Source organism: Rugamonas sp. GW822-FHT03B10 (assembly GCF_058801745.1).
On sequence record NZ_JBXANP010000012.1, the window covers coordinates 92,241 to 105,359 of the forward strand.

13 protein-coding genes and 1 pseudogene are annotated in these 13,119 nt (G+C 69.5%); 2 read left to right on the forward strand and 12 right to left on the reverse strand.

Going from position 1 to position 13,119, the window contains the following annotated elements; all coding sequences use genetic code 11:
- The first annotated feature begins 60 nt into the window (after positions 1-60).
- Together glpK and AC1RQG_RS18945 are read left to right on the forward strand one after the other, a co-directional pair.
- Positions 61-1,542, forward strand: coding sequence for a glycerol kinase GlpK (gene glpK / locus AC1RQG_RS18940; protein WP_493133538.1), 1,482 nt, complete (start codon positions 61-63; stop codon positions 1,540-1,542).
- Between the two features lie 89 nt (positions 1,543-1,631).
- Positions 1,632-2,888 (forward strand): maltoporin, encoded by a 1,257-nt coding sequence (locus AC1RQG_RS18945; protein ID WP_493133539.1) that lies wholly within the window; start codon positions 1,632-1,634, stop codon positions 2,886-2,888.
- Here the strand turns inward: AC1RQG_RS18945 and AC1RQG_RS18950 are convergent.
- The 12 genes and pseudogenes from AC1RQG_RS18950 to AC1RQG_RS19005 form a co-directional block, all read right to left on the reverse strand.
- The gene (locus tag AC1RQG_RS18950; protein WP_493133540.1) at positions 2,885-3,712 is read right to left on the reverse strand and encodes a F0F1 ATP synthase subunit gamma; all 828 of its coding nucleotides are present in this window, start codon (positions 3,710-3,712) and stop codon (positions 2,885-2,887) included. The genes AC1RQG_RS18945 and AC1RQG_RS18950 overlap by 4 nt on opposite strands.
- A complete protein-coding gene (locus AC1RQG_RS18955) occupies positions 3,709-5,136 on the reverse strand; it encodes a F0F1 ATP synthase subunit alpha (RefSeq protein ID WP_493133541.1) in 1,428 nt (475 codons plus the stop codon). Before AC1RQG_RS18955 ends, AC1RQG_RS18950 begins: the two co-directional genes overlap by 4 nt.
- Positions 5,133-5,879 carry a F0F1 ATP synthase subunit delta gene (locus tag AC1RQG_RS18960; RefSeq protein ID WP_493133542.1) on the reverse strand — a complete coding sequence of 249 codons (747 nt, stop codon included), beginning with the start codon at positions 5,877-5,879 and terminating at the stop codon, positions 5,133-5,135. Before AC1RQG_RS18960 ends, AC1RQG_RS18955 begins: the two co-directional genes overlap by 4 nt.
- 8 nt (positions 5,880-5,887) lie before the next feature.
- Positions 5,888-6,154 (reverse strand): F0F1 ATP synthase subunit C, encoded by a 267-nt coding sequence (locus tag AC1RQG_RS18965; RefSeq protein ID WP_493133543.1) that lies wholly within the window; start codon positions 6,152-6,154, stop codon positions 5,888-5,890.
- A 5-nt stretch (positions 6,155-6,159) separates the two neighbouring features.
- Entirely contained in the window at positions 6,160-6,858 is a 699-nt protein-coding gene (locus AC1RQG_RS18970; RefSeq protein WP_493133544.1) for a F0F1 ATP synthase subunit A, read from the reverse strand.
- Entirely contained in the window at positions 6,855-7,130 is a 276-nt protein-coding gene (locus tag AC1RQG_RS18975; protein ID WP_493133660.1) for an AtpZ/AtpI family protein, read from the reverse strand. Before AC1RQG_RS18975 ends, AC1RQG_RS18970 begins: the two co-directional genes overlap by 4 nt.
- Entirely contained in the window at positions 7,127-7,474 is a 348-nt protein-coding gene (locus AC1RQG_RS18980) for a F0F1 ATP synthase subunit delta/epsilon (RefSeq protein ID WP_493133662.1), read from the reverse strand. Before AC1RQG_RS18980 ends, AC1RQG_RS18975 begins: the two co-directional genes overlap by 4 nt.
- Positions 7,386-8,901: pseudogene (atpD, locus tag AC1RQG_RS18985) on the reverse strand (F0F1 ATP synthase subunit beta); the annotation flags it as partial. The pseudogene atpD and the gene AC1RQG_RS18980, both read right to left, overlap by 89 nt.
- 178 nt (positions 8,902-9,079) lie before the next feature.
- A complete protein-coding gene (locus tag AC1RQG_RS18990; protein ID WP_493133545.1) occupies positions 9,080-10,357 on the reverse strand; it encodes an NAD(P)/FAD-dependent oxidoreductase in 1,278 nt (425 codons plus the stop codon).
- Complete coding sequence (ldcA, locus tag AC1RQG_RS18995) at positions 10,350-11,267, reverse strand: muramoyltetrapeptide carboxypeptidase (RefSeq protein WP_493133546.1); 918 nt, start codon at positions 11,265-11,267, stop codon at positions 10,350-10,352. Before ldcA ends, AC1RQG_RS18990 begins: the two co-directional genes overlap by 8 nt.
- Positions 11,268-11,280: 13 nt before the next feature.
- Positions 11,281-12,225 (reverse strand): alpha/beta fold hydrolase, encoded by a 945-nt coding sequence (locus AC1RQG_RS19000; RefSeq protein ID WP_493133547.1) that lies wholly within the window; start codon positions 12,223-12,225, stop codon positions 11,281-11,283.
- 11 nt (positions 12,226-12,236) lie between these two features.
- Positions 12,237-13,061: a PGAP1-like alpha/beta domain-containing protein gene (locus AC1RQG_RS19005; protein ID WP_493133548.1), complete on the reverse strand. Its 825-nt coding sequence runs from the start codon at positions 13,059-13,061 to the stop codon at positions 12,237-12,239.
- Between the last annotated feature and the right edge of the window lie 58 nt (positions 13,062-13,119).

Here is a 13,119-nt window from a genome sequence, read left to right on the forward strand (position 1 = left end):
AACCGGGGTCGGACCGCACGGTCCGCCCCCAAGATCACAATTCGCAGGACTACTATCGTTATGGCCTATTTGCTGGCACTGGATCAGGGCACCTCAAGCTCGCGCACCATCGTCTTCCGCGACAGCGGCGAAATCGTCGCCTCCGCGCAGCGGGAATTCACCCAACACTTCCCGCAACCGGGCTGGGTCGAGCACGACGCGCAGGAACTGTGGAGCAGCCAGCTCGCCACCGCCCGCGAGGCGCTGGCCAGGGCCGGCATCCAGGCCGCCGACATCGCCGCGCTGGGCATCACCAACCAGCGCGAAACCACCATCGTGTGGGACCGGGCCACCGGCCGTCCCATCTTCAATGCCATCGTCTGGCAGGACCGCCGCACCGAAGCGCTGTGCGACCGGCTGCGCGCCGATGGCCTGGCCGGGCCGATACGCCGGAAGACAGGCCTGATCCTCGACCCGTATTTCTCGGCGACCAAACTGAACTGGATCCTGAACCAGGTCGATGGCGCCCGCGCGCGCGCCGCGCGTGGCGAACTGGCCTTCGGCACGGTCGACAGCTGGCTGGCCTGGAACCTCACGGGCGGCCGCCTGCACGTGACGGACGTGAGCAACGCCGCCCGCACCATGCTGTGGAACATCCACGAGGGCTGCTGGGATCAGGAGCTGCTGGCCTGGCTGGACATTCCGCCCGAAGTGCTGCCCGCGGTCCATCCCTCCAGCCATCCGTTCGGCGCCACCGACGCGCAATGGCTGGGCGGCGCCGTGCCCATCGCCGGCATCGCGGGCGACCAGCAGTCGGCCCTGTTCGGCCAGGCCTGCTTCGAACCGGGCATGGCCAAGAACACCTATGGCACCGGATGCTTCATGCTGCTCAACACGGGCGCCCAGTGCGCCGATTCGCGGCATGGCCTGATCAGCACCGCCGCCTGCCAGTCGGACACGACGCGCCAATACGCGCTCGAAGGCAGCGTGTTCGTCGGCGGCGCCGTCGTGCAATGGCTGCGCGACGGCCTCAAGGCCATCAGCAGCACGGCCGAAGTGGAGGCGCTGGCCGGCTCCGTGCCCGATTCGGGCGGCGTCGTGTTCGTGCCGGCCTTCACCGGGCTGGGGGCGCCGTACTGGGTGCCTTCCGCCAAGGGCGCCATCCTCGGTCTGAGCCGCGGCACCACGCAAGCCCACATCGCGCGCGCCGCGCTGGAGGGCATCGCGTTCCAGAGCGCGGCCCTGCTGCAGGCGATGATGCGCGACGCGGCCACGCCGATCACCGAGCTGCGCGTGGACGGCGGCGCCTGCGCCAACTCGCTGCTGCTGCAATTCCAGGCCGACCTGCTGGGCATTCCCGTGCTGCGTCCGCAAGTCACGGAGACGACGGCGCTGGGCGCGGCCTACCTCGCCGGACTGTCCGCAGGCGTGTATCACGACCGCGAACAACTGGCGTCGCAATGGCGCGTCGAGCGCGTGTTCGAGCCGTCCATGGACCGCGCGCAGGCCCAGGAACGCATGCACAGCTGGGAGCGCGCCATCGCCCAGGTGCACCCGGTTTAACTGTTTCATCGCAAGACCCCGAATTCGAACCGACCAGGTTCACAGAGCGTGGTGCTGCACACCACGATATTAAAAGAGGGAGATAAGGCATGAACCAACGGATGTTGAAACTGCTGCCACTGGCCATCGCGGCGGCGCTGGCGGGCGGCGCCGCCCGCGCCGATGCCGGCCACGACGAGGAAGGTTTCCACGGCTACCTGCGCGCCGGCGCCGGCACCAGCTCGGGCCACGGCCCGCAAGCGTGCTATGGACTGGGTGGCAACACGATGAAGTACCGCCTCGGTAACGAGTGCGACGCCTACTTCGAAGGCGGCTACACCAAGGAAGTGGCCAAGTCGGCCGATGGCGTGAGCTTCGTCGCCACGCTGTGGGGCACGGAATACAACGCCAATTCGGACTTCGGCGACGCCAAGCTGGGGCTGGCCAAGGCCTACGTGGAAGCCAAGGGCCTGGACTTCCTGGGCGGCGGCGTCGCATGGATCGGCAAGCGCTACTACTACCGTCCCGACATCCACATGCTGGATCTGCAGTACATCAACCTGAACGGGACCGGCGGCGGCATCGACGGCATCAAGGCCGGCCCCGGCAAATTCAGCTACGCCGTGTTCAAGGACAACGACAGCAACATCATCGATCCGCAGACCGGCCTGGTGACCAACACCAACGCGGCCATCCGCCAGAACTTCATCTACGAAGGCCTGCCCGTCAACCCCAACGGCAGCATCGACATCGCCGCCTCGCTGATCACGGCGCAGGGCGATGGCCGCCATGGCGGCTGGCAGCTGACGGCGCTGCACAAGCAGGACAAGGTCCTCGGCGGCAGCAACACCTTCGGCGTGCAGTACGGCGTGGGCCCCGGCACCGGCATCGGCGTGGGTGGCGACCGCATGGGCGCGGCCGGCAGCACCCTGCTCAACTCGGACGTGAAACGCAGCCGCATCTTCAACGATCTGGTGATGCAGCCGACGCCGGAATTCAGCATGGAGTTCGTCGCGCTGGCCCAGCACGACCGCTCCGACGCCACCGGCTCGACCACCTGGACCACGCTCGGCGCCCGCCCCGCCTATGCGCTCAACAACCACTTCAAGCTGCAGCTGGAGCTGGGCACGCACCGCGTCACGCAGCCCGGCGCCGACACGCTGCGCCTGACCAAGCTGACGTTCGCGCCCACCATCACGGCCGGCAAAGGGTATTGGGACAGGCCCGAACTGCGCGCCTTCATCACCTACGGCAAGTGGAACGACGCCGCGCGCGCCGCCGTCAACGCCAACAACAATTCCGGCCCCGTCTTCGGCAGCAACACCAGCGGCACCTCGGCTGGCCTGCAAGTGGAAGCCTGGTTCTAGGCGAGCCGCCCCGGCCCGGCATCCACCAGCGACGACATCAAGGTCTCCAGTTCCGTCGTGATATCGGTCTGCCGGGCCAGGAAGTACTTGCGGCGCAACCGCGCGGAGGCATCGTCCAGATGATCCTGCGCGCGTTGCATCTGCAGCAGGCGCCAGCGATTCTCCTGCGCGAGCGAGGCGTAGCAGGCGCCCAGCAGCAGGACGCGCAGAGCTTCACGCTTGAGCGCCGGCAGCAATTGCCCGTCGCCCAGCGTGCGCGCCGGTCCGGCACCGCGCCCGCGCGCGGGTAGCGCCGGCGTGGGCAGGATGGTCCTTTCACGCACCTGCGCCGCGTCGTGGTAGGTCACGCGCAGCGCCAGCGCGTCGAGCGGCGTTTGCGCCGCGAGCCGGGCCTGGATGGCCTCGATCCAGCCGTCCACCGTGGCGGCGCACTCCTCGGCCGAGCCGCTGCCGGGAACCGGCACGCAATGCGCCGCGTCCGGCGCCAGCCGGCCGGCCAGGCGGCTGCCGGCCACCATCAACGTGGTGCCGTCGGCTCCGGCCCCGATCCGGCGCGCGACGCTTGCCAGCGGTTCGTCGAAGCCGCCGCAAAATCCACGCTCGCTGCCGATCACCAGATGGACGCCGCCTCCGGGTGTGGACGGGGATTCCGGCCCCGTGACGTCGGCCAGCGCCCGCAGCACGCAGGCCTCGGCCTGCGCCTGGGCCGCCATGGCCTTGTCCAGTCGCTGCAACTCGGCGTAGGCAAGGTTGCGCATGGCGCCGACGATCTGCCGCAACTCGTCCAGCAGCCGCATGTGCTCGCGCAGGCCCAGGCTGCTCATGTGCGGCCCAGCCAGGCGCCGACGGCGGCCACCCATTGCTCGCGCGGCGCGTGCAGCGCGGGCGCGCCGGCCAGGTGCTGGTCCAGATGGCGCAGCGCCGCCGCCAGCGCGTCGCCATCGAGGTCGTTGAGCCAGCCTTGATTGAGGGCCGTCAGCCAGGCCATCTGGTAGCGCACGTCGCGCGGCGCCAGCCGCTCCTGACGGAACAACTCGCGCAACAGCCGTCCGCGCGCCACCCGTTCGGCCATGCTGGCCTCCAGGCGGGTGCCGAAGCGCGTGAACAGCTCCAGTTCGAGAAACTGCAGATAGTCGAGCCGTATATGGCCGGCCTCGCGCGCCAGCGCCTTCTCCTGCGCCTTGCCGCCGATGCGCGAGACCGAGCGCCCGATGTCGATCGCCGGGCGCACGCCGGCCGCGAACAGTGGCTGGCTCAGATAGATCTGGCCATCGGTGATGGAGATCAGGTTGGTCGGGATATAGCTGGCCAGCTCGCCCTGCTGGGTGGGCGCGATCGGCAGCGCCGTCAGGCTGCCGCCGCCCTGCCCCGGCCCCAGCACCGTCGCCCGTTCGAGCAGGCGCGAATGCAGGTAGAAGATGTCGCCGGGGTAGGCTTCGCGGCCCGGCGAACGGCGCATCAGCAACGACAACTCGCGGTAGGCCTGCGCATGCTGGCCCAGGTCGTCATAGACGATCAGCACGTCGTGTCCGGCGCGCATCCAGCCTTCGGCCAGCGCGCAACCGGCGAACGGCGCCAGATAGCGCAGTCCCGGCAAGGCGCTGGCCTCGGCCACCACCACGGCGGTGTGGGCCATGGCGCCGGCCTTGCCCAGCACATCCACCACCTCGGCCACGGCGGCGCGCCGCTGGCCGATCAGCACGTACACGCAGCGCACGCCCTGGCTGCGCTGGTGGATCACGGCGTCGAGCGCGATGGCGCTCTTGCCGGTGCCGTCGTCGCCGATGATCAACTGCCGCTGTCCGCGCCCGATCGGCAGCAGCACGTCGATGATGGTGTTGCCCGTGTAGAGCGGCCGGCTCACGGCGGCCCGTTCGAGGATGGAGGGCGATGGCGATTCGAGCGCGCGCCAGGCGCTGCAGGCCGGCGCGGCCAGGCCGTCGAGCGGGCGCCCGAGCGGGTCGACGACACGCCCCAGCAGCGCGTCGCCGGTGCCGATGGTCAGCCGGCGCATCGAGCGGCGCACGCGGGTGCCGGCCGCCACGTCGCGCGACGGGTCGAGCAGGATGGCGCCGATCAGGCGCTCGTCCAGCTGCTCGGCCAGCGCGGCGCTGCCATCATCCAGGTACAGCAGTTCGCCGCGCTGGGCCGAAGGCAGGCCGGCCACCCAGGCGATGCCGTCGGCGATGCCGACGATCTCGCCGCGCTCCTCGATGCACAGGCCGATGCCGCCAGCGCACCCGCTCATGCCGCCGCCCCGGGCGCGGCGCGCAAGGCGTCGAGCGAACGGGCCAGGCTCGCCTCGAGCAGATGCCCGTCCAGGCGCACGCGGATGCCCGCCACCACGTCCGGGTCGATCGACCAGCGGGTCTGGGCGCCATGCCCGAGCAGCGCGCCGAGCGCCTGCTCGACCCGGCCCCGGGTCGGTCCGTCCGGTTCGAACGCCGTCGCCACCTCCACCTCGCCGCCGGCCGGCAGATCGGCCAGCTGGCGCCGGCGCGCTTCGGGCACCTGCTCCAGGTCGGCCAGGAACAGACCGATCACCGCGCCTTCCAGGGCCGGCCCCGCCAGCCGCTGAACGTACTGGCGCACGAAAGCCTCGGCCCGCGCGCCGGCGTCGCGCTCCAGCGCCTCGCGCCGCTGGGCCTCCTGGGCCGTCATGCGCGCCTGCAGTTTGAGGCGCTCGGCCGCCATGTCCGCGTCGAGCGCCTGCAGGCGGCGGGCCCGCTCGGCCTCGACCTCGGCGGCGACGGCGCCCAGGGCCTGGTCACGCTGGGCCGCCGCCTGCGCGCGTTCGGCGCTCACGCCGGCGCGCTCCGCCGCCAGCGCCCGTTGCGCCTCCTCGAGCGCCGCCTGGGCCTGGGACTGCGCTTGCTGCCGCCTGCCGATCGCCGCCTGCACCGGACCGTAGAGGAAGCGCTTGAGCAGCCACAGCAGCACCAGGAAGTTGGCGATTTCGAGCGCGAAGCTGGTGAGGTCTATCCCCATCATGGCCTCCGTCAGTGCAGCACGTATTCGAGCAACGGATTGCGGAACAGGATGATCAGCACCACCACCAGGCAATAGATGGCCAGCGACTCGATCATGGCCAGCCCGATGAACAGCGTGCGGCTGATGGCCTTCTCGGCCTCCGGCTGGCGCGCCAGCGCGTCGAGCGCCTGGGCGATGGCGCGCCCCATCGCCAGCGCGGGGAAGAACACGCCCAGCGCGATGGCGATGCCGGCGACGACGGTGGAAACGAGGCTGAACAAGTGCAGGTCTGTCATAGGGATCACTCCGTGGAAGGATGGGGGGTGGTGGCGGCCGGTTCGGCCGCCTCTAGCGCGCTGGCGATGTAGATCAACGCCAGCATGCCGAATATGTACGCCTGGACGAACGCTTCGATCACGTGCAACAGCAACAACGGCACCGGCACCAGGAAGCCGGCCACCAGCAGCACCAGCAACGCCGCCATCTCCAGGCTCATCATGTTGCCGAACAGGCGCACGGCCAGCGCGAGGGTGCGCGTCAGTTCGCTGATCAGGTGGAACGGCAGCAGGATGGGGCTCGGTTGCAGGTAGTGGCGCAGATAGCGGCGCCAGCCGGCCGCGCGCAGGCCGAACCAGTGCACGGCGAAGAACACCGTCACGGCCAGGCCCGCCGTCACGGCCAGGTCGCGGGTCGGCGCCGACAGGCCCGGCACCAGGCCGAGCAGATTGGCGCACAGGATGAAGATCCAGAGCGTGGCCACGAACGGCATCACGGCCGCCACCTGCGCGGCCGGCACCACCTCGGCGACCGCCTCGGTCATCAGGGTGACGACCGCCTCGGCCGCCACCTGCAGCCGGCCGGGCGCCGCGTTCAAACGCCGCCCCAGCCACCACGCGGCCGCGCCGAGCAGCGCCGTCACCGCGAACGAGGTCAGCACCGGCTCGCGCAGCGCCAGGCCGGCGATGGTGAAGGCCACGTCGGTGGCCGCGGAGGTCGTCATCGGTCCAGTCCCTTCAGAAAGCGATAGACGTTGTAACCGCCCACGGCGATGCCCAGCACCATCAGGCTCACGGTCCAGCGCACGGAATAGCCGGGCAGCAGCGAATCGAGCCAGCGGCCCAGGTAGGTGCCGGCCAGCAGCGGCACCACGAACAGCAGTCCCACCGTGCCGCCCGTGAGCACCAGTCCGAGCGGCCCGGCGGGCCGGAAACGCTTGCGCCGTTCCACCTGGCGCGCCAGCCGCTCGCGCAATTGGTCGTCGCGTTCGCTCATGACTGCCCGCCGCTGGAGAGTTCGCGCAGGCGCCGCAGGAAGCTGCGTTCGAGCCGCGCCCGCGCTTCGCGGTCCACCACGCGCGTGGCGTGCTCGCTGGCGCGCGCCAGCGCGAGCCGGGATGCGAGCAGCTCGTCGCGCGGCGCCAGCACGAAGCAGGCGCTGACGATCTGCACGGCGTCGCCCCGGCACACCAGCACGCCGCCCGCGCTGGCCAGGTATTGCCAGGTCGTCGCGTCGCAGCGGTAGCGCACCAGCCCCGGCGCGAGCGCCGTCACCATCGGCTCGTGGCGCGGCTGGATGCCGAACTGGCCCGACGCATCCTCCGCCACCAGGCTGGTCACGCCGTCGATGCGCCGCGCCGTGCTGCCGTCGAGCAGTTCCAGAGTGAAGGCGCTCATGCCGGCATGGCCCCCAGCATGTAGCAGGCGTCCTCGCCCAACTGGTCGTAGGCGCCGTCGAGGAAGCGCTCGCAGTCGCCGAGCACCGTCTCGAGCGGCACGGTGACGCCGGCGATGCCCGTGTGCTTGGCCACCACCTGGAACGGCTGGGTCAGATAGCGCTGCAGGCGGCGGGCCCGGTTGACGATGCGGCGGTCGTCGGCCGACAATTCATCCACGCCGAGCATGGCGATGATGTCCTCCAGTTCCTTGTAGCGCGCCAGGTGTTCGCGCACGGCCCCCGCCACCCGGTAGTGGCGCTCGCCGACCACCCGCGGGTCGAGCAGGCGGCTGCCCGACACCAGCGGATCGACGGCCGGGTAGATGCCGCGCGAGGCCTGCTCGCGCGACAGGATGACGGTCGAATCGAGGTGGCCGAGGATGGCGACGACGGCCGGATCGGTCATGTCGTCGGCCGGCACATAGACCGCCTGGACCGCCGTGATCGCGCCGGCCCGGGTCGAGAGGATGCGCTCCTGCAGGCTGGCCACCTCGGTGGCCAGGGTCGGCTGGTAGCCCACGCTGGCCGGCATGCGTCCGAGCAGGCCCGAGATCTCGGTGCCCGCCTGCACGAAGCGGAACAGGTTATCCATCAGGAACAGCACCTCGCCGTGGCCGCTGTCGCGCAGGTGCTCGGCGTAGGTCAGGCCGGTGAAGCCCGCGTGGTAGCGCACGCCCGGCGATTCGTCCATCTGCCCGAACACGAGCACGGCCCGTTCCATGACGCCGGCGTCGCTCATCTCGTGCCACAACTCGTGCCCTTCGCGGATCCGTTCGCCCACGCCGGCGAACACCGACACGCCGTTGTAGACCGAGCCCACGGCGTGCATGAACTCCATCATCAGCACTGTCTTGCCCACGCCGGCGCCGCCGAACAGGCCGGTCTTGCCGCCGCGGACGAACGGGCACAGCAGGTCGATCACCTTGATCCCGGTCGGCAGGATGGCCGCCGACACGATGGTGTCGGACAACGGCGGCGGCACCGCAAGGATGGGTTTGCACAGTTCACCGTCCAGCGGCGCGCCGCCGTCGAGCGGCCGGCCCAGCACGTCGAGCAGCCGCCCCAGGCAAGCGTCGCCGACCGGGACCGACACCGGCCCGCCGGTGTCGAACACGGCGTCGCCGCGCGCCAGGCCCAGGGTTGGATGCAAGGCGATCGCCCGCACGCGCGTCTCGTCCAGATGCTGGAACACTTCGAGCGTCACGGCCTCGCCGTCGATCCGCAGTTGCAGCGCTTGTCCGATGGGCGGCAAGCGTGGACACCGGATGTCCACCACCGGGCCATGCACCGCCAGCACATGCCCGGCGGCGTTGCCATCACCGATATCCATAGCCCTCCTTGCAGCTTGCGCGACAATCGAAACCACTCGCGCCAAGTATAGCCCAAGGCTTGCCACAAACGCACGCTTATCACCGCTGCAATATCAAGACCGGACTTGGTTCGGCTTGCCATCGCGGGGCAGGCAATTCAAACGGGCGCGGGCCGCCGGCCCGGCAGTCATTCGTGCCTCACTGGCGCAGCCAGTCGCGCAGCTCGTAGTACCAGTAGGTGAGCTGCGCGGCCAGCAAGCCCGCGTGGCCGCCCGTGGCGGGCAAGCCCCACTGGCCGAAGCGGTCAAGGTCGGCGCGGTCGCCCAGGATGGCGCGTGCCAGCACTTCGCCGGACAAGGTGGTCGGCGCCACGCCATGGCCGCCGAAGCCCATGCCGTACCACAGCCCTTCCGGCAGGCGCCCCAGTTGCGGCATCTTGTGGCGCCCGTAGCTCATCATGCCGCTCCACGCGTAATCGATCCGCGCGCCCGCCAGTTGCGGATACACCTTGAGCATGTCCTGATACAGCAGCCGCGCCACGTCCGGCGCGCCGCGCTCGCGGATCGAGATGCGCCCGCCCCACAGCAGGCGGCTGTCGGCCAGCGGCCGGTAGTAATCGAACGCGAAGCGCGTATCGTAGATCGCGGCCTTCGTTTCCAGCGCCGTCTGCATGCGCTCGCCCAGCGGCTCGGTCACCATCACGTAGGTGGCGATCGGCAGGATCGCGCTGGCCAGCTTCGGATACAGCCGTTCGATGTAGCCGCCGCAGCACACCACCACCTCGCGCGCATGCACCGCGCCCTGCGCCGTGCGCACCGACCAGCCCTCGCCCTCGCGCACGATGCGCGTCACCCGGCTTTGCTCGTACACGTGGGCGCCGCCATCCGTCAGCGCCCTGGCCAGGCCATGCGCATATTTGAGCGGGTGGAAATGGAAGGCGTTCGATTCGTACAAGGCGCCGAAATAGCGCTCGCTGTGCGCACGCTGCGCGAACTCCGAACGGCTGATGCGCTGCCATTCCACGCCCAGCTTGCCGGCCATGAAGCGCTGCTGGTCGTCCAGAATGCGGTCATCGTCGAACCAGTTGGCAAGGTAGATGCCGCCGTGGGTCGCGTCGCAGGCGATGGCGTAACGCTCGATGCGGCGCCGGATATGTTCGACCGCGTCCAGCGTCAGGCGATAAAGTTTAGCGCCCCGGTCATCGCCGGCGGCATCGAGCAGGCCGCGCTCACCGAGCGAGTAGCCGCCGAACACAAAGCCGCCGTTGCGGCCCGAGGCGCCATGGCCCACGGTCTCCGCCTCCAGCACCACCACGTTCTTCTCGCCCCGCTCCAGCAGGGACAAGGCGGTGGACAATCCGGCGAAACCGCCACCGATCACGCAGATGGCGGCCGAAGTGCCGCCGGCCAGCGCGGGCCAGACGGGCGTATCGGCCGTGGCGCGGTAGAAGTTTTCGCCGGAAAGCCGCTCAGTCACGGGGCAAGGTCGGATAGTCGCCGATGGTCAGGTCGAAGCCCTCCGCATCGGACACCAGGTGCCCCATGCCGCCATACGGCAGCGTGCACCGTTCCTTGATGTGGCCGAACGGCAGGCCGGTCAGCACGGGGATCGGCAGGCGCTCGCGCAGGAAGGCGAGCATGGTGTCGAAGTCGTAGCCGTTGTCGGCGGGATTGAGCTTGTAGCCGGAGAAGTCGCCGAGCACCAGCGCCTGCTGGCCTTCGAACGCGCCGGCATACAGCATTTGCAGCACCATGCGCTCGACCCGGTACGGATGTTCGTTGATGTCCTCCATGAACACGATGCCGCCTTCGATGGGCGCGAACAACGGCGTGCCCAGCATGTGCGCCAGCATGGCCAGATTGCCGCCCCACAGTCGTCCACGCACGTCCACGCGCGGATTGTTCTGCGCCGTGCCGCGCACCCGGTGCGACGGGCCGCGCAGGCAATCCCAGAACTGCTTGAGCGTGTATTCGACCGGCTCGGCGCGGATGAAATCGTCGCACATCATGGGGCCGGCGAAGCTGGCGCGGCCCGTGTGCTTCCACAAACCCATGTGGAAGGCCGTGAAATCGCTGTAGCCGACGAACAGCTTGCCGCTGTCGGCCATGGCCTGGAAGTCGATCCGCGGCAGGATGCGGCTGATGCCGTACTGGCCGCGCAGGGCCACCACGATCTGCGCCTCGGGATCGGCGGCGGCGGCGTTCAGTTGCGCCAGCCGGCCCGCGTCGGTGTCGGCGAAGCGCAGATGCTTGCGCGATGCGTCGTAATAGTTGTGGACCGTGATGCCTTGCGCGCGCAGGCGCGCGATGCCCATCTCCAGCGCGGCGTCGTCGGGCGCGTAGCCGCCCGGCGCTGCGATGGCGATGCCGATGTTCGTTGTGCTCAAAAATTCGTCCCGATCAGTAGTGGGTGTCGCTGCCGGCCCGCCGGATGGACGGGGCTGTGTCGTTCGGCGCCATCTTACCGTGCAGGTGGGCGTCGATCAAGGCGATCAGCCGTTCGATCAGCTGCGGCGGCAGATCGTGGCCCATGCCTTCGATCACGTGCAGCGCCGCGTCGGGGATGGCGCGCGCCGTGTCCTCGCCGCACGCGAGCGGCACCAGCGGATCGGCCGCGCCGTGGACCACCATGGCCGGGCATGCGATGGATGCCAGCAGCGGCGTGCGGTCGCCGCAAGCGACGATCGCCACCATCTGCCGCGCGATGCCGTCGGGGCATGTGTTGCGCTCCAGCGCCTCGGCGATCTTCGTGCGCAACAGTTTCTCTGGCGTGGGATAGGCGGGGCTGCCGATGGCGCGCATCGTCTGCACCATGCGCTCGACCACCTGCGCGCGGTCGCGTGGATTGGCCGGCATGCGCATCAGGGCCTGGCGCGCCGCCGGCGTGGGTCCGGGCAGGCCGCGCCGGCCGCTGCTCGACATGATCGACGTGAGGCTCAGGGTGCGCTCGGCGTGGCGGGCCGCGAAAATCTGGGCGATCATTCCGCCCATCGAAGCGCCCACCACATGCGCCTTCGGCACGCCGAGGAAGTCCAGCAGGCCGCGCGCGTCGTCGGCCATGTCGTGCAGCGTGTAGGCGGATTTGACCGGCCAACGCACCAGCGTCTTGAGCCAGGTCAGCGTCATGCTGGGCGCGCGATGCTGGCGCAGCTTGCTCGACAGGCCGCTGTCGCGGTTGTCGAAACGGATCACGTAATAGCCCTGCTCCACCAGTCCGTCGACGAAATCCTGCGGCCAGCTGGTGAGCTGCATGCCCAGTCCCATCACAAGCAGCACGGGCGGATCGTGCGGGTCGCCGTGCGTTTCGTAAGCGATGGTGATGCCATTTGCGAGCGCGGTAGCCACGGCGCCTCCCTTCAATAAAACCCGAACAGGGACTGGAACAGCGGCGTGCGTTGCGGATCCAGGTACAACAGCTTTTTCAGGCCGGTGTGGCCCTCATGGTCGAAGCGCTTCCATTGCCCCTCCGGCTGCGCCAGGCGGTCGGCGATGGCGTACAGCGCGGACGGATTGGCGCCCATGCCCACATGGCTGGCATGCACTTCGATGTTCTCGGAACTGGCCGTCTCCTCCTCCATGCTGCAATGCCAGGCCACCACGCCGTCGGTGCGGCTGAAGATGGACGTGGTAGGCACGGGGGGACGTTCGCGCAGGGCGGCGAATCGTTCGGCGTCGATCTCCTTCTCGCCCGACACCAGCTGGTACACGCGCCATGCGTTGGTGGCCTTGTGGCTGCCGGTGAATGGCGATCCGAGCGTGATGACGGTGCGCACATCGTCGGGCAGCATCTTGGCCAGTTCCCGCGCGTACACGCCGCCCAGGCTCCAGCCCACCAGGCTGACGGTGCGGCCCGTGTCGGTGCGCAGTTGACGGATTTTCTCGATGCAGGCTTCGAGCACGCCGGGCCGGGGGCCGAAGTTCAGGCCCTGCTCCCAGGCGTGGACGGCGTAGCCGCGGTCGGCCAGGAAGTGACGGATGACGAGCGTGGTGAAATCGCCGGCGGCCAGGCCCGGAAAGACCAGCACCGGGTGGCCGTCGCCTTCGGGCGCCATGCGCATGAACGGATAGGCGGCCAGCGCGGCGCCCAGTTCCCACGGCGCGCGCATCTCCAGCGCCATCCTCAACATACCCGGTGCGTTGTCGTTTTCCAAAGCTTGCGTTACGGTCTTGCGGTGTCCCATCGGTGCTCCCGGCGATATGGTTTGAGCATACCATTTTTACTGGGAGCATGAAACGGCG